This is a genomic window from Mycobacterium sp. BMJ-28, assembly GCF_054404835.1.
This window is the reverse complement of the sequence record NZ_CM136783.1, coordinates 1,131,025-1,152,440: the sequence shown is the minus strand read 5'-3', so window position 1 is coordinate 1,152,440 and position 21,416 is coordinate 1,131,025. Positions and strand designations below refer to the sequence as shown.

Annotated in this window: 21 protein-coding genes; 11 read left to right on the top strand and 10 right to left on the bottom strand. The window is 69.2% G+C overall.

All coding sequences use genetic code 11. The features are described from left to right. Positions 1-16 precede the first annotated feature (16 nt). Positions 17-1,885 (top strand): propionyl-CoA synthetase, encoded by a 1,869-nt coding sequence (locus tag ACXPWS_RS05755; RefSeq protein ID WP_458711521.1) that lies wholly within the window; start codon positions 17-19, stop codon positions 1,883-1,885. 5 nt (positions 1,886-1,890) lie between these two features. On the opposite strand, the gene ACXPWS_RS05750 is transcribed toward ACXPWS_RS05755, so the two are convergent. Continuing rightward, complete coding sequence (locus ACXPWS_RS05750) at positions 1,891-3,798, bottom strand: heavy metal translocating P-type ATPase (protein WP_458711520.1); 1,908 nt, start codon at positions 3,796-3,798, stop codon at positions 1,891-1,893. A gap of 72 nt (positions 3,799-3,870) precedes the next feature. Here ACXPWS_RS05750 and ACXPWS_RS05745 point away from each other — a divergent pair, with 72 nt between their 5' ends. Both ACXPWS_RS05745 and ACXPWS_RS05740 read left to right on the top strand, forming a co-directional pair. Beyond that, complete coding sequence (locus ACXPWS_RS05745) at positions 3,871-4,221, top strand: ArsR/SmtB family transcription factor (protein WP_458711519.1); 351 nt, start codon at positions 3,871-3,873, stop codon at positions 4,219-4,221. A 559-nt stretch (positions 4,222-4,780) separates the two neighbouring features. Continuing rightward, positions 4,781-5,716, top strand: a complete 936-nt coding sequence (locus ACXPWS_RS05740) for an MPT63 family protein (protein ID WP_458711518.1) — start codon at positions 4,781-4,783, stop codon at positions 5,714-5,716. 19 nt (positions 5,717-5,735) lie between these two features. On the opposite strand, the gene ACXPWS_RS05735 is transcribed toward ACXPWS_RS05740, so the two are convergent. The 6 genes from ACXPWS_RS05735 to ACXPWS_RS05710 all read right to left on the bottom strand — a co-directional run bounded on the left by ACXPWS_RS05735 (position 5,736) and on the right by ACXPWS_RS05710 (position 10,689). After that, positions 5,736-6,395, bottom strand: a complete 660-nt coding sequence (locus ACXPWS_RS05735) for a hypothetical protein (protein WP_458711517.1) — start codon at positions 6,393-6,395, stop codon at positions 5,736-5,738. A 33-nt stretch (positions 6,396-6,428) separates the two neighbouring features. Beyond that, the gene (locus tag ACXPWS_RS05730; protein WP_458711516.1) at positions 6,429-7,397 is read right to left on the bottom strand and encodes a Ppx/GppA phosphatase family protein; all 969 of its coding nucleotides are present in this window, start codon (positions 7,395-7,397) and stop codon (positions 6,429-6,431) included. After that, positions 7,388-7,879, bottom strand: coding sequence for a DUF501 domain-containing protein (locus ACXPWS_RS05725; protein WP_458711515.1), 492 nt, complete (start codon positions 7,877-7,879; stop codon positions 7,388-7,390). The genes ACXPWS_RS05730 and ACXPWS_RS05725 overlap by 10 nt, the downstream gene beginning before the upstream one ends. Continuing rightward, positions 7,872-8,570, bottom strand: a complete 699-nt coding sequence (locus ACXPWS_RS05720; RefSeq protein ID WP_458711514.1) for an FtsB family cell division protein — start codon at positions 8,568-8,570, stop codon at positions 7,872-7,874. Before ACXPWS_RS05720 ends, ACXPWS_RS05725 begins: the two co-directional genes overlap by 8 nt. 10 nt (positions 8,571-8,580) lie before the next feature. Next, positions 8,581-9,870 (bottom strand): phosphopyruvate hydratase, encoded by a 1,290-nt coding sequence (eno, locus tag ACXPWS_RS05715; protein WP_458711513.1) that lies wholly within the window; start codon positions 9,868-9,870, stop codon positions 8,581-8,583. Between the two features lie 87 nt (positions 9,871-9,957). After that, positions 9,958-10,689, bottom strand: coding sequence for a lytic transglycosylase domain-containing protein (locus ACXPWS_RS05710; RefSeq protein ID WP_458711512.1), 732 nt, complete (start codon positions 10,687-10,689; stop codon positions 9,958-9,960). Between the two features lie 200 nt (positions 10,690-10,889). On the opposite strand from ACXPWS_RS05710, the gene efeU reads away from it, so the two are divergent. From efeU to ACXPWS_RS05675, 7 genes are all read left to right on the top strand, one after another. Continuing rightward, positions 10,890-11,843, top strand: a complete 954-nt coding sequence (gene efeU, locus ACXPWS_RS05705; protein ID WP_458711511.1) for an iron uptake transporter permease EfeU — start codon at positions 10,890-10,892, stop codon at positions 11,841-11,843. A 14-nt stretch (positions 11,844-11,857) separates the two neighbouring features. After that, positions 11,858-13,006, top strand: a complete 1,149-nt coding sequence (gene efeO, locus ACXPWS_RS05700) for an iron uptake system protein EfeO (RefSeq protein WP_458713423.1) — start codon at positions 11,858-11,860, stop codon at positions 13,004-13,006. After that, entirely contained in the window at positions 12,987-14,315 is a 1,329-nt protein-coding gene (gene efeB / locus ACXPWS_RS05695) for an iron uptake transporter deferrochelatase/peroxidase subunit (protein WP_458711510.1), read from the top strand. The genes efeO and efeB overlap by 20 nt, the downstream gene beginning before the upstream one ends. A 94-nt stretch (positions 14,316-14,409) precedes the next feature. Further along, positions 14,410-14,964: a hypothetical protein gene (locus tag ACXPWS_RS05690; protein WP_458711509.1), complete on the top strand. Its 555-nt coding sequence runs from the start codon at positions 14,410-14,412 to the stop codon at positions 14,962-14,964. A gap of 110 nt (positions 14,965-15,074) precedes the next feature. Continuing rightward, a complete protein-coding gene (locus ACXPWS_RS05685) occupies positions 15,075-16,418 on the top strand; it encodes a PepSY-associated TM helix domain-containing protein (protein ID WP_458711508.1) in 1,344 nt (447 codons plus the stop codon). Continuing rightward, positions 16,411-16,887, top strand: coding sequence for a copper chaperone PCu(A)C (locus ACXPWS_RS05680; protein ID WP_458711507.1), 477 nt, complete (start codon positions 16,411-16,413; stop codon positions 16,885-16,887). Before ACXPWS_RS05685 ends, ACXPWS_RS05680 begins: the two co-directional genes overlap by 8 nt. Then, the gene (locus tag ACXPWS_RS05675; protein WP_458711506.1) at positions 16,880-18,061 is read left to right on the top strand and encodes a Dyp-type peroxidase; all 1,182 of its coding nucleotides are present in this window, start codon (positions 16,880-16,882) and stop codon (positions 18,059-18,061) included. The genes ACXPWS_RS05680 and ACXPWS_RS05675 overlap by 8 nt, the downstream gene beginning before the upstream one ends. A 10-nt stretch (positions 18,062-18,071) precedes the next feature. Here the strand turns inward: ACXPWS_RS05675 and ACXPWS_RS05670 are convergent, their stop codons facing one another. Continuing rightward, positions 18,072-18,944 (bottom strand): helix-turn-helix domain-containing protein, encoded by an 873-nt coding sequence (locus ACXPWS_RS05670; RefSeq protein WP_458711505.1) that lies wholly within the window; start codon positions 18,942-18,944, stop codon positions 18,072-18,074. A 128-nt stretch (positions 18,945-19,072) separates the two neighbouring features. Here ACXPWS_RS05670 and ACXPWS_RS05665 point away from each other — a divergent pair, with 128 nt between their 5' ends. Further along, the gene (locus ACXPWS_RS05665; protein WP_458711504.1) at positions 19,073-19,786 is read left to right on the top strand and encodes a carboxymuconolactone decarboxylase family protein; all 714 of its coding nucleotides are present in this window, start codon (positions 19,073-19,075) and stop codon (positions 19,784-19,786) included. Positions 19,787-19,802: 16 nt separating this feature from the next. Here the strand turns inward: ACXPWS_RS05665 and ACXPWS_RS05660 are convergent, their stop codons facing one another. Both ACXPWS_RS05660 and ACXPWS_RS05655 read right to left on the bottom strand, forming a co-directional pair. Continuing rightward, positions 19,803-20,648: an SDR family oxidoreductase gene (locus ACXPWS_RS05660; RefSeq protein ID WP_458711503.1), complete on the bottom strand. Its 846-nt coding sequence runs from the start codon at positions 20,646-20,648 to the stop codon at positions 19,803-19,805. A 10-nt stretch (positions 20,649-20,658) separates the two neighbouring features. Beyond that, the gene (locus ACXPWS_RS05655) at positions 20,659-21,402 is read right to left on the bottom strand and encodes an SDR family oxidoreductase (RefSeq protein WP_458711502.1); all 744 of its coding nucleotides are present in this window, start codon (positions 21,400-21,402) and stop codon (positions 20,659-20,661) included. Positions 21,403-21,416: the final 14 nt, after the last annotated feature.

The window sequence follows — 21,416 nt, the reverse complement described above, 5'->3', positions numbered from 1 at the left end:
GCTACGGTTCTGCGGTATGTCCGGTTATCGCGAGCTCTTCGAGACCAGCATCTCCGACCCGGCCGCGTTTTGGGCCGACGCCGCCAAAGCGGTCAGCTGGACCCGCGCACCGCGACAGGTCCTCGACGACAGCAATCCGCCGTTCTACCGCTGGTTTCCCGACGGCGAACTCAACACCTGCGCCAACGCCCTGGACCGGCACCTGGACGACCGCGGCGACCAGGCCGCGCTGATCTACGACTCCCCCGTCACCGCCACCGTGCGCACCTACACCTACCGCGAATTGCACGACCTGACAGCGCGATTCGCCGGCGTGCTGCGCGGGCTGGGGGTCGGCAAGGGCGACCGGGTGGTCATCTACCTGCCGATGGTGCCCGAAGCGGTGATCGCCATGCTGGCCTGCGCCCGGCTCGGCGCGGTGCATTCGGTGGTGTTCGGCGGGTTCGCCGCCCATGAGCTGGCCGCCCGGATCGACGACGCCCGGCCGGCCGTGGTGGTGTCGGCGTCCTGCGGGGTCGAGCCGGCGCGCATCGTCGAGTACAAGCCGATGCTGGACGCCGCACTGCAGATGGCCGCCCACGACACTCCCAAATGCGTGATCCTGCAACGTGAACAGTCTCCGTGCACGCTGATGGCCGGCCGCGATGTGGACTGGGCCGAGGCGATGTCCACCGCACAACCGGTCGACCCGGTGCCCGTCGCGGCCACCGATCCGCTCTACGTGCTCTACACCTCGGGCACCACCGGCAAGCCCAAGGGCATCGTCCGCGACAACGGCGGGCACGCGGTCGCACTGTTGTGGTCGATGCGCCACATCTACGACACCCAACCCGGCGATGTGTACTGGGCCGCCTCCGATGTCGGCTGGGTGGTCGGGCACTCCTACATCGTCTACGCGCCCCTGCTGCTGGGCGCCACCACGGTGCTCTACGAAGGCAAGCCGGTCGGCACGCCGGACGCCGGGGCGTACTGGCGGGTGGTGGCCCAGCACGGGGTGAAGGTGCTGTTCACCGCGCCGACGGCGATCCGGGCCATCAAGAAGGAGGACCCCGACGCGCTGCTGCTGGCCGATCACGACGTGTCCGGTCTGCGGTACCTGTTCCAGGCCGGCGAGCGCCTGGATGCGGCCACCTTGCAGTGGGCCACCGAAAAGCTCGGTATCCCCGTCATCGACCACTGGTGGCAGACCGAGACCGGCTGGGCGATCGCCGCCGACCCGGTGGGTATCGAGGCGCTGCCGGTCAAACCCGGCTCGGCGACGGTGCCGATGCCCGGGTTCGATGTCCGGGTGCTGCGCCCGGATAACACCGAATGCGCTGCGGGCGAGGAGGGCTCGATCTGCGTGCGGTTGCCGTTGCCGCCCGGCACGTTGCCCACCCTCTGGGGCGACGACGAGCGCTATGTCTCGTCGTACCTGTCGGCGTTCCCCGGCTATTATCTGACCGGCGACGGCGGCCATATCGATTCCGACGGTTACCTTTTCGTGGTCGGACGCACCGATGACGTGATCAACGTCGCCGGGCACCGATTGTCGACGGGCACGATCGAGGCGGTGCTGGCCGGGCATCCCGCGGTCGCCGAATGCGCGGTGATCGGGGTGGCCGACGAGATCAAGGGACAGGTGCCGCGTGGGCTGGTGGTGCTCAAATCCGGCGCCACGGCCGACGGCCTGGCCGGCGAACTCATCGAGGCCGTCCGGGCGAACATCGGTGCGGTGGCGAGTTTCAAGCTCGTCGACGTGGTGCCGGCGCTGCCGAAAACCCGGTCGGGCAAGATCCTGCGCAAAACCATGCGAGGCATCGCCGACGGCCGCGACGAGCCGGTGCCGTCCACCATCGAGGATCCGGCCGTGCTGGACGCACTGAAATCGATTCTGCGGCAGTAGCGCCGTCAGCTACCGGGCCAGGCTCGCTGACGCAGCAGCCGCAGCCCGTTCAGCGCGACCAGGATGGTCGATCCCTCGTGGCCGGCGACACCGAGCGGTAAAGGCAAGTACCAGAACAGGTCCCAGACCACCAGCACGGTGATGAAGGTCGCGGCGATGGCCAGGTTGGCCACCACCATCCGTCGGGCCCGCCGCGCCAGCGCCACGACCGCGGGGATGGTGCTCAGATCGTCGGCGATGGTGACGGCGTCGGCGGTCTGCAGGGTGAGGTCGGCCCCGCGGACGCCCATGGCGATCGAGGTGTGCGCCGCGGCCATCGCCGGGGCGTCGTTCACCCCGTCACCGACCACCAGCACCCGCCCCGGCAAGCCCCGTACCGCGTCGACCTTGCCCTGCGGTAGCAGATCGGCCTGCACGCTGGTGATGCCGACCTCGGCCGCCAAATGCGCTGCGGCGCGGTGATTGTCACCGGTGAGCAGTACCGGGCTCCGCGAGGTCAGTGCCGTCAGCGCACCGACCGCCGCGGCGGCGCCCGGACGCACGGTGTCGCGCAACCCCAGCACCCCGGCCACCGCATCGTCGACGACGACCACCACCGCGGTGGCGCCGGACTCCTCGAGTCGGTGCACCGCCGGAAGCTCTTCGGGCACCGCGGCCGGACTGAGCACCTGCACCGAGGTCGTCCCGACGTCGGCCCGCACCCCGCGACCGGGGACGGCCCGGAAATTCGCCACCGCGGGCACACCGACACCGCGCGCCCGGGCCGCTGCGGTCACCGCGCGCCCCAGCGGGTGCTCGCTGTACTGCTCGGCGGCGGCGGCCAGGCGCAGCAGCTGTGGCTCGGCGAACGGCCCGATGACCTCGATGCTGCACACCTGCGGCACCCCCGATGTCAGCGTCCCGGTCTTGTCGAAGCCGACGATATCGACGTCGGCCAGATGTTCCATGGCCACAGCCGATTTCACCAGGACCCCGTGCCGGCCGGCATTGGCGATCGCGGACAGCAACGGCGGCATGGTGGCCAGCACCACCGCGCACGGCGACGCGACGATCATGAAGGTCATGGCCCGCAGTAGTGCTGCGCGCAGGTCCTCGCCGAAGGCCAGCGGGACGGTGAACAGTGTCAGGGTGGCCAGCACGACGATCACCGAGTAGCGCTGCTCGACCTTCTCGATGAACAGCTGCGTTCTGGCCTTGGTCGCCGACGCCTCCGCGACCAGGGTGACGATCCGGGCCACCACGCTGTCGGCCGGATCGCGGAGCACCCGGGCCCGCAGTGCGCCCGCGCCGTTGCGGGTGCCTGCGAAGACGTCGGCGCCGGCCAGCTTCGGCACGGGTACCGGTTCCCCGGTGATGGAGGACTGGTCGACATCGGAGGCGCCGTCCACCACCGTCGCATCAGCCGGTATCCGTTCGGACGGCCGGATCAGGATCAGGTCCCCGACGGCCAGCGCTTCGGCCGCAACGACGTGTTCACCGCCCTCGTCGTCGAGCCGTACCGCCCGTTCGGGGGCCAGGTCCAGCAGCGCACGCACCGAGTCCTCGGTACGGCGGGTGGCCAGATCCTCGAGCGCTCCGGAGGTGGCGAAGATGACGATGAGCAGCGCACCGTCGAAGACCTGCCCGATCGCGGCGGCGCCGAGGGCCGCCACGATCATCAGCAGATCGACGTCGAGACGTCGCTGCCCCAGTTCGGCCAGCCCGTTGCGGGTGGGTATCCAGCCGCCAGCCGCATAGCAGGCGAGATAGACTGTCCACCAGATGAATTCGGTCGCACCGAAGAGGTGCGCCAACGCCCCCACGGCGAAGAGGACCAGCGCCAGGCCGGCCCATCGCACCGATGCCACGGTCCATACCGCCGGGCGGCGCCGCCCGGGGCGCACACCCGACCGCGTCATCGTCGTTGCCGTCATCACCCATACATCTAAACATGTACAGATTTAAATATGTCAAGTTCGTCGTAGCGACCGTGCTTGAATGGACCGATGGGACACGGGGTCGACGGGCGCACCGCTCCGGCGGCGTCGCTGGACGCCGCGTCGGCGGTCAAGGTCGCCGAAACACTGCAGGCCCTGGCGTCGCCAAACCGCCTGCTCATCCTCACCCGGCTGCGCCGGTCGCCGTGCACCGTCACCGACCTGTCTGCGGCAGTGGGGATGGAGCAGCCCGCGGTGTCCAACCAATTGCGGCTGCTGCGCACCCTCGGACTGGTCGCCGGTGACCGATCCGGGCGCAACATCGTGTATCGGCTCTACGACGATCACGTCGCCCAGTTGCTCGATGAAGCGGTGTTTCACATCGAGCATCTGCGCCTCGGGGCCCGCGACAGCGCCTAGCCGGGCAGAGCGAAGCGGGATCGGTCCGCCGGTTGACCTCAACACCCGGCCTGACAAGGCAATTCGACAATCGGGACCTTTATTTTCGGGCCGAGCCGAACTATTGTGAAGTCGTCATATGTTGATATTCCACTGAGTCCGACACCGGACATCGAGGAGCTGAGCAGCATGGTCGAGCCCGTCACCCACCGAGCCGGATCCGGATGCAACTGTCATTGCAATGCCTGCGATGGCGGCCACCACTGCGGTAACCCTCCCAACTGCAACATCAGGCGCTGATACCCCCCAAGGCGGCGCCTTCACCGGTCAACAGCCCGGTGAAGGCGCCGTTCTGGTTTGCGAGACCGTGACATCCGCGTCATTGCCGGTCGGTCACGCCGCCGGCCGCCTCGCCGAGTAGTTTGCTGCCGGGACGGTCGCCCAGCCGAAGCCGCTGCGCCACAGCGCCGTTTGAATCCCGCTGATTTCCGCCGCCGGTTCCGCGCGTCCCCAGGGCCTGCTAATTTCGCTCACAGGGCGGTCCCAAGGGGGAGCCGCCGCCAACTCAGGAGTGGAACACGTGAAGTTCACGACCATCACAGCCGGGTTCGCATCGGCAGCCATCGCGGCTGCAGGAGCATTCGCCGCTTTCAGTGCACCCCTCGCGACGGCCGATCCCACCACCTCGCAGCTGGGCAGCCAGGCCACGCTCACCAACGGCGACGTCGTCCAGGGCTGGACGGTCACCGGCCTGAAAGTCAGCACCGACAGCATCCCCTACCAGCCGCACGGCACCCTGTGGGAAGCCACCGCGACCAACGAGGCCCTGCAGGGCAACGTCACGCCCATCGTGTCGAACCTGAACGCCCGCGCCCAGAACGGTGACACCTACCGCGCGCTCTTCGGTGTCGCCACCCCGCAGGGCGTGAACCCGTCCACCCTTTCGCAAGGCGAAAAGACCACGGGCAAGGTCTATTTCGACGTCACGGGCCAGGTCCCCGACAGCGTGGTGTACGCCAACGCCGACGATGAGCTGATCGTCTGGCTCAAGCCGGCGCCGGTGCAGAGCCCCGCCACCGGATCGGCTCCGCATTCTCGCCAGGCCCCGGCCGCCACCACCTCGACGCCGGCCACCTCGACCAGCCCGGCCCCGACCACGTCGGGCGCGACGCCGGCACCCACCACCCCGCCGGCCGCCAGCCCGTCGGCCACGACCGCGGCCACCCCCGCCACCCCGGCCCCCGCCGGTAGCGCCGGCACCCCGCTGCCCGCCGATGCCGTGCCCGCGCAGGTCCCGGCCGGTAGCGCCGGCACCCCGCTGCCGGAAGGGGAAGTGGCACCCGCCCTGGTTCCGGCCGGTACCCAGCCCGCCCCGGCCGTCGCGCCGGAAGCCGGCGCCGCAGCCGTCCCGGCACCGGCTCAGGCCGTCCCGGCCCCCGGCGGCAGCGCAGGCACCCCGCTGCCCGCGGGTGCCTCGCCCACGACGACCGTGGTGATTCCGGCCCCCGCCGGCTGAGTGACTGCCGCAGGGTCGCTCAGGAGTGCGACGTCCACCACGCGTACAGGTGGTCGAGCGTCGGACTTCCTGGGCGGCCCTGCACCACACTGAACAGCTGCTTGTCGATATCGGTCCACCCGAGCATCGGGTTGTCCCCCTGGATGCCGCAGACCAGGGTGCCGCTGACCTCCTGTGGCGAGGCCTTGTGCCGCCACGGTCCCGGCGATCGGATCCGCCCCGGGCAGTCCACCACCGTCGAGGTGTCCGCGAGATCCTTGACGGCCTGCTCCAACGCCGCGGAGTCCACCAACAGGGAGTAGGTGGCCGATACCGGGCCGCCCTGATCGGCATTGGCGGTGCACGCGACGGTGGCCATCGCCCCCTCCAACCGAGCCACCGGGGTGCACGCGCCGGCCGGATAACCCGCCGGCAGCGCCCGCATCAACCGGGATTCCGGGTCGCGGGCCGGTTCGCTGGTGGTGGGCTGCGCCGCTGACGGGACCGCGCTCTGCGATGACGCGGCAGGGCTAGCGGCATCCCCCGACGGCCTGAGCAACACGAAGGCGGCGGCGCCGACCGCCGCGACGACCACCACCGCGCCGACGATGACGCCGGCACCCGGGCCACGCCGAGTGGGTGCCGGCCGCGGAATCACCGGCGGAGGTGCTCCGCCGTTCCAGGACCCGGGCGCACTCACGCCGAAACCTCCCCTGCAGTCACGGACACCAGGCTAAGCCAAATCTGTCCCGCTGCTCGCGTCCGCGCAAGACAGCGCGATCCCGTCCAGGATGTCGTGCTCACTGACCACGAGTTCGTCGATCCCGGCCATCTCGCCGAGCACGGCCGCCAGCTCCTCGACGACGATCGCGCCACCGGCGATGACGTCGGCCCGGCCCTCGTGCATCGGGCCCAGCGCGGCGCGCTCGGCCGCGCTGATCCGGATCAGGTTGTCGCACACCGCCAGCAGGTCACCGAACCCGGTGCGGGACAGGTGAATGACGTCCGGGTCGTAGGTCTGCAAGCCGTGCGCCAGGGCCGCCAGCGTGGTGAAGGTGCCCGCCACTCCCACCCAGGTGCGGGCCCGGGCGACCGGCACCGCGCGCAGGGCCTCCTCGAGGTGTTCGCGCACCGTCGCGCGCGCCTCGCCGATCTCGGCGGCGGTGGGTGGATCCGTATGCAGGCAACGCTCTTTGATCCGCACGCAGCCGATGTCGGCCGAGTAACTGGCGGTCACCTGCGCCGAGCCGAGCACCAGTTCGGTGGAGCCACCGCCCAGATCCACCACCACGAAAGGTGCTGCGGCGGCGTCGAGTTCGCCGACAGCGCCGCGGAACGAGAGCTCGGCCTCCTGGGTGCCGGTGATCACCTCGGCCACCACCCCAGCCACCACCTGGCCCAGCAGACGCGCCGTCATCGCGAAGAACTCGTCCCGGTTGGCGGCGTCGCGGGCGGCCGAGGTGGCCACCATCCGCACCCGTTGGACCCCGTGTTCGCGCATGATCGCCGTGTAATCGGCCAGTGCGGCTTCGGTACGGCTCAGGGCGGCCGGCGCGAATTCCCCAGTGGCATCCACACCTTCGCCGAGCCGCACGATCCGCATCTCCCGGTGCACATCGCGCAGCCGGCCGTCCACCACGTCTGCGATGAGCAGCCGGATGGAGTTCGTCCCGCAGTCGACCGCGCCTACTCTCACGTCCACACCTTCGGGTCCAGGATGCCTGCCATCGCGGGTTCGGCCGCCAGCACCGCCAGCGCTTCGTCACCGAACGGGTTGACGCCCGGCCCCTTGGCCAAGGCGTGCGCCATCACCACGTGCAGGCACTTCACCCGGTCCGGCATCCCGCCGCCGGAGAACGTGGTGCCCAGCGGCTCGATCGCATCGCGTTCGGCCAGAAACGACTCGTGCGCGCGGCGGTAGGCCGCGGCCAGCTCGGGGTCGGCTTCCAGCCGTTCGGTCATCTCCCGCATCAGACCCGAGGACTCCAGCCGGCTCGCCGCGGCGGTCAGGGCGGGATGGGTCAGGTAATACAGCGTGGGAAACGGGGTGCCGTCGGGAAGCCGGGGTGCGGTTTTCACCACCCCGGGTTCACCGTTGGGGCACCGGTAGGCGATTGCCAGGACACCGCGCGGCTCGCGACCGAGCTGGCGCGCGACGGCGTCCAGGTCCGCCGGCTCAACCACCGGCGGGCGGGGTCGCTGGGACATCGGCGGGCGGCGCGGCCGGCGCGTCGGGCACCGGAGTCATCACCGGCGAAATGCCGTGCGGCGCATCGGCGATGGTGTGCCACAGCGAGGTGTACCAGGGATCGGTGGACTTCACCGGCGCGTCCTGCGCGCCGGGAGCGACCGGCTGGACCGCCGACGGCGGCAACTGCACCTGGTACGGGATGTCGCCGGGCATGACGAATCCCAGTCGTTCCCGCGCCTGGGCGGCGATGAACACCGGATCGGCAAGTTTCACCTTCTGCTGCTCAAGATCCTCGATCTGCGAACGTAACTGTGTCTCAGCGGCTTTGAGCTGATTCATCTCGGCCCGCTGACCGAAGTAGGTGCGCACCGGCCCCGCGATGGTGAGCGTCAGCACGCACACCACCACGGCCAGGATGGCCGCCCGCCGGGCGGCCGAACCGAATCGCTGCTCGGACTGATTGTCCAGCGATTCGGTGGCCGCCTTGCGGATCGACTCGGCAACGCTTTCCGGTGCCGGCTCGACGGGCTGCTCGGCGTCGTCGGCGTCCGGCTCCACCGCCCGCGGATCGACGGCCCGCGGATCACGGCGCGACGCGGCACGCGGCCGACCGGCGGCACCCGGCTTGCCCGGCCTGGGAGCCGGGCCGCGCCGCCGCTGATCGGGCCGTTTCGCGTCGGGCATGAGACCGAAGCTACTTGCTTTCCACCGAGAACCGCGGGAACGCCAGGTCACCGGCGTAGCGGGCGGCGTCACCGAGAGTCTCCTCGATACGCAGCAGCTGGTTGTACTTGGCCACCCGCTCGCTGCGGGCCGGCGCGCCGGTCTTGATCTGACCGCTGCCCACCGCGACGGCCAGGTCGGCGATGGTGGTGTCCTCGGTCTCGCCGGACCGGTGGCTCATCATGGTGCGGTAACCGCTGTTGTGCGCCAGGGTGACGGCGTCCAGCGTCTCGGTCAGGGTGCCGATCTGGTTCACCTTCACCAGCAGCGCGTTGCCCGCACCCTTCTCGATGCCCTCTTCCAGGCGCTCCGGGTTGGTGACGAACAGGTCGTCGCCCACCAGCTGCACGCGGTCACCGATGGCGGTGGTCAGCGCCACCCAGCCGTCCCAGTCGTCCTCGGAGAGCGGGTCCTCGATGGACACCAGCGGGTAGGCATCGAGCAGGCCCGCGTAGAACTCGGCCATCTGCGCGGCGGTCCGGGTCTCCTTCTCGAACGCGTAACCCGTACCGTCGGTGTAGAACTCGGTCGCGGCCACATCCAGGGCCAGCGCGATGTCGGTGCCGAGCTGGAAACCGGCGGCCTCGATCGCCGTCCCGATCAGATCCAGCGCGGCCTTGGTGCCGGGCAGGTCGGGCGCGAAACCACCCTCGTCGCCCAGCCCCGTCGACAGGCCCTGCTTCTTGAGCACCGACTTCAGCGAGTGGTACACCTCGGCACCCCAGCGCAGCGCCTCCTTGAACGAGGGCGCACCGATCGGCGCGATCATGAATTCCTGGACGTCCACCCCGGTGTCGGCGTGCGCGCCGCCGTTGATGATGTTCATCATCGGCACGGGCAGCACATGCGCGTTCGGGCCGCCGAGGTAGCGGAACAACGGCAGGCCGGCGGCCTCGGCGGCACCCTTGGCCACGGCCAGGGAGACACCCAGGATGGCGTTGGCGCCCAGCCGCGACTTGTCCGGCGTGCCGTCCAGGTCGAGCAGCGCCTGATCCACCAGCCGCTGGTCGTCGGCGGCCAGGCCGATGACGGCCGGGGCGATCTCGTCGAGCACGGCCTCGACGGCCTTCTCCACGCCCTTGCCGCCGTAACGGGAACCGCCGTCGCGCAGCTCGACCGCCTCGTGTTCTCCGGTGGAGGCGCCCGAGGGCACCGCGGCCCGGGAGATGGTGCCATCGATCAGGGCAATCTCGACCTCAACGGTGGGGTTTCCACGCGAATCGAGGATCTCGCGGGCCCCGACCTGTTCGATGATGGGCACGGGCTTCTCCTTGTACGTTCGGGTTGGACGTGCGCTCGACCAAGAGCCTAGAGGTTCACCAAGCGCGGCGTGCTGCTGGTGGCGGCACTACAGGGGATGCCCGGCGGCGTACGAGGTCGCCCAGTCCCGGACGGTGCGGGCGTACTGGTCGGACAGGTTGTAGGCGCGCAGGGCATCCATCCAGCCGCGCGGGGTGGACAGGTCCTTCCCGCGCCAGCACAGGTACCCGGCCGCCGACAGCGCCGCGTCATCGAAGTTGTCCGGGCTGATCACGCCGTCGTTGTTGGCATCCACGCCGTAGAGCCGCCATGTCTCCGGGATGAACTGCATGGGGCCCATGGCGCGGTCCATGGTGGCATCGCCGTCCAGTTTTCCGCCGTCGGTGTCGGCGATCTTCAGATTGCCCATGGTGCCGTCCAGTTGGACGCCCCGGATCGGCGGCCGCACATCACCATTCGACGCGACCGTGGCGCCTCGATAGGTGCCGTGGTGACTCTCGACCATGCCGATACCGGCCAGTGTGGTCCAGGCCAGATTGCATGTGGGGTTCTCCACCTGGGCGACCCGGGCGGCGTAGGCATATGCCTCCAGCGCCGGAGCGGGGATGCCCAGCGCCGGTGCCCGCGCGGCGGCCCAGGCGTGCAACTGATCGGCGGGGCGCCCGGCGGCGTGGGTGTCGACCTCGGGTACCGGAGCACCGGCCGGCGGCGGTACACCGTCGGGAATCGGGATGCCGGTTTGCCACGAACAGCTCGAGGCCATCAACAGGGCTGTCGCGACGATGACCGCGACAGCCCGCAGCCAACGCACTGGCGACACCGGACTCCTCTAAACCCGCTCTACTTGCTGCCATCGTCCCATGCGCCGACGGTGATGCCGCTCAGTCACACGAGCCGCAACCCCGTCGCTGCGCTCGCCCCAGGACCAGCCCCCCACCGCGACGGCCCCTGATAAGGTACGCCACACCTATCTTTGGCAAGGCAAAGCTGGGTACGGATCGGGTTAGCGAGGACGGCGAGATGACGGCATTGGCGGTGCTTCCGGCCAGCGTTAACGCCGCTGCACCGAATATCACCTCACAGCTTTTCGGCAGCGGCCTCATAGGTCTGCGCGAAGGCCTGGAAACCAGCATCGTCGTCTCGATCCTGATCGCGTTCTTGGTGAAATCCGGACGCCGGGACGCCCTGAAATGGGTGTGGCTGGGTGTCGCCGGGGCCGTTGCCATGACGATCGGGGTGTTCCTCACCATCCAGTTCAGCGCGTACACGGTGTCCGGGCTGGGCGCCGAGGCCATCGCCGGGGTGGCCTCACTGGTGGCCGTCGTCATCGTGACCACCATGGTGCTCTGGATGAAGGCCGCCGCGGCCACCCTCTCCGGCGAGTTGAAGACCGGGATGGCCCGCGCGCTGGAGACCGGCGGCCTGGCCGTCACCGCGCTGGCCTTCCTGGCCGTGGGCCGCGAAGGTGTCGAGACGGCCCTGTTCATGGTCGGCTTCGCCGAAGCGGAGACGCTGTGGCCGCTGGTCGGGCTGGTCGTGGGGGTGTTCATCGCCATCGCCATCGCCTACGCGATGTATGCCGGGGCGATCCGCATCGACCTGGCCAAGTTCTTCAAGTACACGGCCGTGTTCCTCATCCTCGTCGCGGCCGGCATCCTGTCCTACGGGGTCGGCGCGCTGCAGACCGTCGGCTGGCTGCCGGGCCTGGCCGACAAGGCCTTCGACATCAGCTCCTGGTTCAACTGGTCCTCCTGGTACGGCCAGGTGATCCAGGGCGTCTTCAACGTCACACCCACCCCCACCGTGCTGCAGTTCGGCGCGTGGCTGGCGTATCTGGCGATCGTGCTCGCAGTGTTCCTGCGGCCGATCAGAACACCGGCCCGGCCGGCCGATGCGCCGACGCCCGACGACTCCGCTTCTGATGCGGTCCCGGATCCGGAACCGTCCGCCACCTCTGAAAGGTCCACTACGTGAACAACCGCACCGCCCTGACCGCCGCGCTGACGGTGGGTCTCACCGGGCTGTTCGTGGCCGGCTGTACCGCCAAGGAGAACACCACCCCCTCCGGCGATCCGTCCAAGGCCGGGGCCGCCACCGAGGTCACCGTGACGGCCTCCGACGACAAGTGCGAGCTGTCGGGCACCGAGGGCAAGACCGGGCCGACGACGTTCAACATCACCAACAACGGCACCAAGGTGACCGAGTTCTACGTGTACGGCGAAGGCGAGCGGGTGATGGGTGAGGTGGAGAACATCTCCCCCGGCCTGCAGCGCAAGTTGATCGTCCAGTTGGCCGAACCGGGCACCTACCAGACCGCATGCAAGCCGGGCATGATCGGCGACGGCATCCGCGGGGACTTCAAGGTCAGCGGCGACACCGTCCAGGTCGACACCGAGGGCAAGTTCAAGGAAGCCGCCGACAACTACAAGCGGTACGTGAACAGCCAGACCGACGCACTGATCCCGGCCACCCAGCTGTTCGTCGACGCCGTCAAGAAGGGTGACGTGAACGCGGCCAAGGCCCAGTTCCCCATCGCGCGTACCTATTACGAGCGCATCGAGCCGGTCGCCGAGTCGTTCCCCGACGATCTGGACCCGCGCATCGACCTGCGCGAGGCCGACCTGGAGCCGGGTCAGAAGTGGACCGGCTTCCACGCCCTGGAAAAGCAGCTGTGGGTCACCGGGCTGCAGCCCGACGCCAACGCGCTCGCCGACCAGTTGCTCGCCGACGTGAAAGAGCTCGACGCCGGCGTGAAGGCCCCGGGCTGGACCATCGACTCCACCCAGATCGCCGGTGGCGCGCAGGGTCTGCTCGACGAGGTCGGCGCCAGCAAGATCAGCGGTGAAGAGGACATCTTCAGCCACACCGACCTGTGGGATTTCAACGCCAACGTGCAGGGTTCGCAGACGGCGGTGGCCTCAGTGCGGCCGATCGTCGACGAGCGCAACCCCGACCTCGGCAAGCGGGTGGATGAGCAGTTCACGAACGTCGAGGCGCTGCTGGCCAAGTACCGCAAGGGCGACGGCTTCGTGCTCTACGACACGGTGACCGAGCCCCAGCGCCAAGAACTGTCCCGCGCGATCGACGCGCTCTCCAAAGAGGTAAGCCAGGTGCAGGGTGTCATCGCACCCCAGTGACACCGGCTCCGCCGACGAGGGGTCGGCCCCGTCCGCGTCCGCGCGGGCGGGGCTCTCCCGGCGCAAATTGTTCGGCGCCGCCGGTGTGACGGCGGCCGTCGTCGGCGCGGCCGGGGCCGGCGCCCTGGCCGGGCGCGCCTCGGCCACCAGTACCAAGAACTGGGAACCGCACGGTGCGGTGCCGTTCCGCGGTGAGCGGCAGGCCGGCATCATCACCGAGGCCCAGGACCGGATGCATTTCTGCACCTTCGACATCACCACCGACAAGCGCGACGACGTGGTGGCGATGTTGCAGGAGTGGACGGCGATGGCCGAGCGGATGACCAGGGGCGAGGATGCCGTGCAGGACGGCGCGGTGGGCCTCAACCCGTACGCGCCGCCCGCGGACACCGGTGAGGCCCTTGGCCTTCCGCCTTCCCAGCTGACCTTGACCATCGGTTTCGGGCCCACCTTCTTCGTCAAGGACGGCAAGGACCGCTTCGGCATCGCCGACAAACGCCCGGCCGCGCTGGCGGACCTGCCGAAGTTCACCAACGAGAATCTGGACCCGGCCCGGTGCGGCGGCGACATCTGCATCCAGGCCTGCGCCAACGATCCGCAGGTCGCCGTGCACGCGGTGCGCAACTTCGCCCGCGTCGCCTTCGGTACCGCCGCGGTGCGGTATTCGCAGCTGGGCTTCGGGCGTACCTCCTCCACCACGCGGGATCAGTCGACTCCGCGAAACATGTTGGGGTTCAAGGACGGAACCAACAACCTCAAGGCCGAAGACACCGAAAAGCTGAACAACAACGTCTGGGTGGCCGACGGTGACGGACCGGACTGGCACACCGGCGGCACCTATCTGGTGACCCGCCGGATCCGCAACCGGATCGAGGCGTGGGACCGCACCACCCTGATGGAACAGGAGCGGGTGATCGGCCGGATGAAGGGCAGCGGCGCACCCATCGGCCACGACGACGAGTTCGCACCGCTGGACTTCGACGGGAAGAACGCCAAGGGCAAACCGCTGATCGATGAGGACGCCCACGTCCGGCTGGTGCATCCCGATCACAACGGCGGCATCGAACTGCTGCGCCGCGGATACAACTTCACCGACGGGTCCGACGGCTTCGGGCACCTGGACGCCGGCTTGTTCTTCATCGCGTTCACCCGCAACCCGCAGACGCATTTCATCCCGGTCATCTCGAAGATGTCCTCGGACGCGCTCAACGAGTACATCTTCACCAACGGCACAGGCGTCTTCGCGTGCCCGCCCGGACTGAAGGAAGGCGACAAGTCCGACTACTGGGGCTCCGGCATCTTCGCCTGATCCCTCATCGCCCAAACTCACCTTCGGGCCAGTTTGTGCGAGAAGGATCGGGCATTTCGTCGGTCTCGGCACACGCCCGGTAAAGTTTGCACCCGTGACCACGCCGAACACCCGCGCGCACCGGCTGCGCGGTGGGCTGGTCGGCGGCAGTTCGGCGGTGATCGCGACGTCCGCGCACGCCGGTGCCGCGGGCGCCGTCCCGCACGGGGCGGCCCTGGTCGCCGCACTTCTGGTCTGCGCCACCACCGGAGCGGTGGTCGGTGCGGTCAAGCTGTCCGGCCGCTACACCCGGGCGGCAGGCATTTTCGCCGCGCTGGGCGCCGCGCAGTTCCTCAGCCACGTCACGCTGGCGGTCACCGGCGGTCACCACCACGCCGGTGCCGGCATGGGCCTGACCCCTGCGATGATCGCGGCCCACACCGGCGCTGCCGCGGTCCTCGGGCTGTCCATCGCGGTGGTCGAACACCTCTTCGCCATCTGCGGCACCCTGCTGACCTGGCTGCGCCTGTTCACCGTCGGCACCGCCGACACCTCGGGGCCGACGCCGACGCTGGCCCGGCGGCCCGAGCCCGTCATCATCCGCCCGGTGCTGCTGCGCCCGGGGCTGGGCATGCGCGCACCGCCCGCCGGAATCGCCACGACCGCTTAGGCGGTCCCTTCTCCTCACCCACACCGCACGCCCATCGGGGCTGCGGTTGTCCGCGTTGCGCCACATCTGCGCGCATCCCATCTTTCGCAGCGATCCAGAGAGCACGTCCCATGACCATTCCCGAAAAGACGTCCATCCCCGAACCCACCGATCTGCCACCACCGCAACGCCGTTGGCGACCGCTGCTGATGCGGTTGCACTTCTATGCCGGCATCCTGGTGGCCCCGTTCATCGTCGTCGCCGCCGTCACCGGCGGGCTGTATGCGATGGCCCCCACCATCGAACGACTCACCTACGGCGACCTGCTCTCCGTGGACCCGTCCGGCCGGCCGGTCGCGCTGGGCGACCAAGTCGCCGCCGCCCGCACCGCCCATCCGGACCTGGCGATGACGGGGTTGCGCCCGCCCGCGGACGCCAGTGAATCCACCCGCGTCTACTTCGCCGATCCCGCACTCGGCGACGAGTTTCGGCGTGCGGTCTTCGTCGACCCGTACACCGCCCGGGTGCTCGGGGACGAGCCGACCTGGCTCGGGTACCTACCGGTGAGCACCTTCCTCGACGGCCTGCACCGCCATCTGCAGCTCGGCGAGCCAGGCCGGATCTACAGCGAGATCGCCGCTTCGTGGCTGTGGGTGGTGGCACTCGGCGGCCTGTGCCTGTGGCTCGGGCGGCGTGGCCGGATCATGACGGTGCGCCGCGGGCTCAAGGGACGCGCCCGCACGCTGAACTGGCACGGGGCCACCGGTGCGTGGCTGCTGGCCGGTCTGCTGTTCCTGTCCGCCACCGGTATCACCTGGTCCACCTACGCGGGAGCCCATGTCAGCGATATCCGCACCGCGCTGAATTGGCAACGGCCGGTGATGGATACGACGGTCAGCGGCGCCGCCGATCCGGGTGCGGTCGACTACCAGGCCGTCGTCGACGCGGCTGCCCGAGCCGGCGTGGCGGTGCCGGTCGAGGTGGCCCTGCCCACCGAATCCGGCGCCGGGATCAGCGTGACCGAACTCGACAAGCCCTATCGGCTCACCACCAACGCCGCCACCGTCGATCCGGCCACCAACACCGTGACCAGCACGCTGGACTATTGGCGGGATTACTCGGTGGTCGCCATGCTGGCGGACTGGGGCATCCGCGCGCACATGGGTCTGCTGTTCGGGATTGCCAACCAGCTGATCCTGCTCGGCATCGCGGTGGCGTTGGTCGCCGTCATCGCCGGCGGCTACCGGATGTGGTGGCTGCGCCGCCCCACCCGCGGTACGGCATGGGCATTCGGCAGGCCACCGCTGCGCGGCGGGCTACGCCGGCTCTCCCCACCGGCGATCGCCGCCGTGGCGGTCACCGCGGTCGCGGTCGCCTGGTTCCTGCCATTGTTCGGGATTCCGTTGGCGGCCTTCATGATCGCCGACCTCGGGATCGCCGCGGTGAAGCGCGGGAAGGCCGGAACCGATGTGTAAGCGAATGGCACTGGTGGTGCTGGCGCTGCTGGCTGCGGGCTGTACCACCCCGCACCAGGAACAGCCGATGGCCACCGAGGTGAGCATGCGGGACCAGTGGGCCAGCTCGGCGATGACCGGAATGGCGGCCGTGTTCGGGACTTTCGCGAACGCCGGCCACCACGAGGCGCGTATCGTGTCCGGCACGTCGCCGGTCGCGGGGCGGGTCGAGGTGCACGAGGTGACCGCCGACGCCGGCGGCACCAAGTCCATGCATCCCAAGACCGGTGGCCTGGTGATCCCGGCGGGCGGCACGCACGATCTGGTGCCCGGCGGGGACCATCTGATGCTGATGGATCTCAAGGCACCGCTGTCCCCCGGCGCCGATGTCCCGGTGACGGTGACGTTCGCGGACGGCTCCACGATGAGTGTCACCGCACAGATTCGCGATTTCGCCGGCGCGAACGAGAACTACCAACAGCATGGCTGAGATGAACCGGCGGCGCCTCCTCACCGGGGGCGCCGCCGCGCTCGCCACCGGCGCGGCCCTCAGCCAGAGCAGCGCGGCCCAATCAGCCACGCCGCACGACGCTTTCGGCACGGCGATCGAGCCGTTCCACGGTCCGCATCAGGCCGGGGTGGCCACCCCGGCGCAAGCTCACGCGTTGTTCGTCGCGCTCGATCTGTTGCCCGGCGCCGGCCGCCGACAGCTCACCGCCGTGCTCAAGCTGTGGAGCGCCGACGCCGCCCGGCTCACCCAGGGCGTGCCCGCGCTGGCCGACACGGAACCCGAACTGGCATTGCGCCCGGCCCGGCTGACCGTCACCGTCGGTCTCGGGCCGGCGGTGTTCGCACGGGCCGGGCTGACACACCGGTTGCCGGACACGGTGTACGAGATGCCGGCATTCGGTACCGACCGGCTCGACACTCGTTGGTGCGGGGGGGATCTGCTGTTGCAGATCTGTGCCGACGACCCGATCGCATTGGCGCATGCCGCCCGGGTTCTGCTGAAGAACGTCCGCAGCCTGGCCGTGGCACGCTGGCGGCAGAGCGGATTCCGCCATGCCGCGGGCGCGGATGCGTCCGGGGCCACGATGCGCAACCTGATGGGACAGGTCGACGGGACCGCGAACCTGCGCACCGCCGCCGAATTCGACCGGCACGTCTGGGATGACGGCGCACGGCAACCGTGGTTCGCCGGCGGCACCGTGCTGGTGTTGCGCCGGATCCGGGCCGAGATGGATACCTGGGACGAACTGGACCGGGAGAGCAAGGAATTCGCGGTGGGACGCCGACTGGGCAGCGGTGCGCCGTTGACCGGACGGCTGGAATCCGACGAGCCGGATCTGACCGCCGCGGTCGCCGGCATTCCGGTGATCCCGCCCAATGCCCATATCGCGCTGGCCCGGCACCGCACCGAGGACGAGCTGATGCTGCGGCGGCCGTACAACTACGACGATCCGCCGCCGGCGGGGGCCACCACCGACAGCGGGCTGCTGTTCGCGGCCTACCAAAGGGATCCGGGCACAAGCTTCGTGCCGGTTGCGCGCCGACTGGCAGCCGCCGACGCGTTGAACCGGTGGGTCACCACCGTCGGGACGGCGACGTTTGCGATCCTGCCGGGTACCGGCGGCGGCTATCTGGGGCAGTCGTTATTGGACTGACCGCACGCGGTCACTCGGACCGATCGAGCGCCAAGGTGCGCCGAGTGGCCGCCCAGCTGGCGAGAAGTGCGAGTCCGTCGGCGCTGGGGCTGCCGGGTTGCGCGGTGTAGGCGGTCAAGGTCAACCCGTCGTCGGCGGACAACGCCATGGCTTCGAACGCCAAGCTCAGTTCCCCCACCACGGGATGATTGAACCGCTTGGTCCCGGATCGGTGCAGGCGGACATTGTGTGCGGCCCAGCGCGTCCTGAATGCCTCACTGCGCGTTGATAATTCGCCGACGAGATCGGTGAGGCCGCGGTCGTGGGGGTTGCGCCCGGCTTCGGTGCGCAGCAGGGCAACGGCGGTGTTGGCAGCGTTGTCCCAGTCCGGGTAGAAGCCGTGCGAACGGTGGTCCAAGAAGGCGAACCTGGCCAGATTGGCCGGGCGGGCCGGCTCCTCGTACACCGGTGCGTAGAGGGCGTAGCCGAGCCGGCTGGTCGCCAGGATGTCCAGGCGCCCGTTGCGCACGAATGCAGGCACCTCCGTCATGCCGTCGAGGATCCGTTGCACGCCCGCACGAACGTTCAGCGGCGGATTGGCGGGGCGGCGCTTGTGCGGCACAGCGTTGGCGGCTGCCGCCAGATCACGGAGGTGGGCCTCTTCGGCATCGTCGAGCTGCAGCGCCCGGGCGATCGCGTCGAGCACACTGTCGGACACCCCGGACAGGTTGCCGCGTTCCAGTTTCGCGTAGTAGTCGGTACTGACCCCGGCCAGCATCGCGACCTCTTCACGCCGCAGACCCGGCACCCGCCGGCGCCCGTAGGTGGCGAGTCCGGCCTTCTGCGGAGCGATCCGGGCACGGCGGGTCGCGAGGAATTCGCGGATATCGCTTCGGCCGTCCACCAACCCAGGATAAAGCCGTTGCGCCCGGTCCAGGGGTGCTCTGCCAGTACGTGGATAACCAGGCACTGTCGCGCCGGACCGGCGGTCGCCATCGTCGTAGGTGACGCAGAGAGCAAAGGAAGACGATCATGAAGATGCCCGAACCGGCGTACACCGCAGCGGTCGACATCGGTGCGGTCTCCCCGGCGCTTGCCGCCTACCGCGACCGCGTCCTGGAAGGTGACCTGTGGAAGCGGCCCGGACTGTCGGTACGGGACCGCGGCGTCGTGACGGTCGCCGCGGTCATCGCGCGCAACCAGACCGCGGCCATGGACGAGCAGCTGGCCCGTGCCCTGGACAACGGCGTCACGCCGGCCGAGTTGTCGGAGATCATCACGCATCTGGCGTTCTATGCAGGATGGCCCAACGCCCTATCCGCGGTCGCCGTCGCCCAGCGGTTGTTCGCCGCCCGCGGAATCGGCGCCACCGATTTACCGTCCGCCGATGACGCAGCACTACCGCTCGACGAGGCGGGTGAGGCACAACGCCGCCAGACCAACGAGCTGAACTACGGCGCCGTCGCACCCGGCGTCCTGCAGTACACCACCGACGTGCTGTTCACCGACGTGTGGCTGCGACCCGGGCTCGCGCCCCGCGACCGCAGCCTGGTGACGGTGAGCGCACTGGTGGCATCCGGCCAGGTCGCTCAGGTCACCTACCACCTCGGCCGTGCCATGGACAACGGCCTCACCCAGGACCAGACCGCCGAGGCGCTGACCCAGTTGGCCTTCTACACGGGCTGGCCCAACGTGTTCTCCGCGCTGCCGGTCGTCAAGGACGTCTTCGCCAACCGCCATCACTGAACCCCAACAATCACGATTACCCGAGGTTCTCCCGGAAGTAGTCGGCCAGCGTGCGGGGTTCACGGCCCAGAATGGCTTTGAGCACCAGTCCATTTCCGCCCGAAAGGCCGTGTCGGTCGTAATAGGTGAGCATGCGCAACATGCCGTCTCGCATGGGACCGTCGTAGATCTGTGCGGCGTAGGCCTCCCGCGGAATCTGCTCGGCCACCACACGCCGTCCTACCACTGCGCTGACGATCTCGGCGGTTTCATCGCTGTCGAAAACCCCAGGTGCACAGAGCTCGAACGTGCCTCGAGCGAGGTCATCACCTGTCATGGCTGTCGCCACCACCTCGGCTACATCGCGGTAGTCGACCCAACACATCTTCGCGTACACCGAGTACGGGACGGTGATCCTGCACTCTGTGCGGATTTCCGGAATGGACCACCTCAGGTTCTGCATGAACCTGGCCGGCTGCAGAATGGTGAATTCCATGCCGGACTCGCAGAGCGCCTCCTGGACCGGCAGCTTCGACGCGTGGTTGGTGAGCGCGGAGATCTCCGGATGGATCACCCCGGAAAACACGAACTTTCGCACGCCGGCCGCCCGCGCCACCCGAATCAGCGACAGGCCCATATCGGCTTCGCCGGGCACGAACGCGGGCCCGAGGTGAAAGACACCATCCACGCCCACCACCGCCGCACGGAGGCTGGATTCATCGGCGAGATCGCCGATGACCACCTCATCGGCGCCGTTGTCGCGCGCCAGCGCGGCCCGCTGCTCGGTGCGGGCCAGCGCCCGCACCGTCACACCGCGCCGAGCCAGCGCTGCCAACACCAAACCGCCGTGCAGTCCGGTCGCACCGACCATCAGTACTTTCACCGGACCCTCCTCATGGGTTCATCCGACCGAAGAGCGCTTCGCCCTCACGCCGGCTTACTTGCGATTGGCCGACAAGCACTTCCGGGCCGCCCTGCTTCAGCAGGGCCAGGGCGTCGGCCACGAATTCTTCGGGCGTCAGCGCCGATCTCGCCGCAGGATTGCGCTTCGCGCTGGCATCCGATCGCAGCCCCGATGCAACGATCGGCGGTGCCATTTCGATGACCTCGATCCGGCCGGCGCGCAGCTGGTGACGAAGGCTCAACGTGAAGGAGTGCAGCGCCGCTTTGGTGGCGCAGTAGACCGGAAATACCGCCAGCGGCGCGAACGCCAGACCGGAGGTCACGTTGATGATCGCCGCGTGGGGCTGCCGACTCAGTAGCGGCAGCAATGCCTGGATCAGATGTATCGGCGCTGTCAGGTTGGTCGCGATCTCGGCATCCAGGTCCTGGACGGCGGCGGCGCCGAGCGCGGCGAAGTCGCGCGGAATCTGAATTCCCGCGTTGTTGACCAGCACGCTCAGATCGGGATGCTCGTCCGTCAGCCAACTCACCAGTGCAGCCCGGCTTTCCGCGTCGGCTACGTCGCATCGGTATGTGATCAAGCTGGGATCCGCGCTGTGCGCAAGGTCCAGTCGCTCCTGATTGCGCCCACAGATGATGACGCGGTTGCCCTGTCGGGAAAGGGATTTCGCCAACGCAAGGCCGATGCCGGTGGCACCGCCGGTGATGAGCCACGTCCGCCCTGTCAGTTCCATGTCAACGTCACTTC

What these genes read in the sequence shown, in the direction of transcription:
- ACXPWS_RS05755 (WP_458711521.1), top strand. Translation starts at nt 17, where the DNA reads ATGTCCGGTTATCGCGAGCTCTTCGAGACCAGCATCTCCGACCCGGCC.
- ACXPWS_RS05750 (WP_458711520.1), bottom strand. Translation starts at nt 3,798, where the DNA reads ATGACGGCAACGACGATGACGCGGTCGGGTGTGCGCCCCGGGCGGCGC.
- ACXPWS_RS05745 (WP_458711519.1), top strand. Translation starts at nt 3,871, where the DNA reads ATGGGACACGGGGTCGACGGGCGCACCGCTCCGGCGGCGTCGCTGGAC.
- ACXPWS_RS05720 (WP_458711514.1), bottom strand. Translation starts at nt 8,570, where the DNA reads ATGCCCGACGCGAAACGGCCCGATCAGCGGCGGCGCGGCCCGGCTCCC.
- efeU (WP_458711511.1), top strand. Translation starts at nt 10,890, where the DNA reads ATGACGGCATTGGCGGTGCTTCCGGCCAGCGTTAACGCCGCTGCACCG.
- ACXPWS_RS05685 (WP_458711508.1), top strand. Translation starts at nt 15,075, where the DNA reads ATGACCATTCCCGAAAAGACGTCCATCCCCGAACCCACCGATCTGCCA.
- ACXPWS_RS05680 (WP_458711507.1), top strand. Translation starts at nt 16,411, where the DNA reads ATGTGTAAGCGAATGGCACTGGTGGTGCTGGCGCTGCTGGCTGCGGGC.
- ACXPWS_RS05675 (WP_458711506.1), top strand. Translation starts at nt 16,880, where the DNA reads ATGGCTGAGATGAACCGGCGGCGCCTCCTCACCGGGGGCGCCGCCGCG.
- ACXPWS_RS05665 (WP_458711504.1), top strand. Translation starts at nt 19,073, where the DNA reads ATGAAGATGCCCGAACCGGCGTACACCGCAGCGGTCGACATCGGTGCG.
- ACXPWS_RS05655 (WP_458711502.1), bottom strand. Translation starts at nt 21,402, where the DNA reads ATGGAACTGACAGGGCGGACGTGGCTCATCACCGGCGGTGCCACCGGC.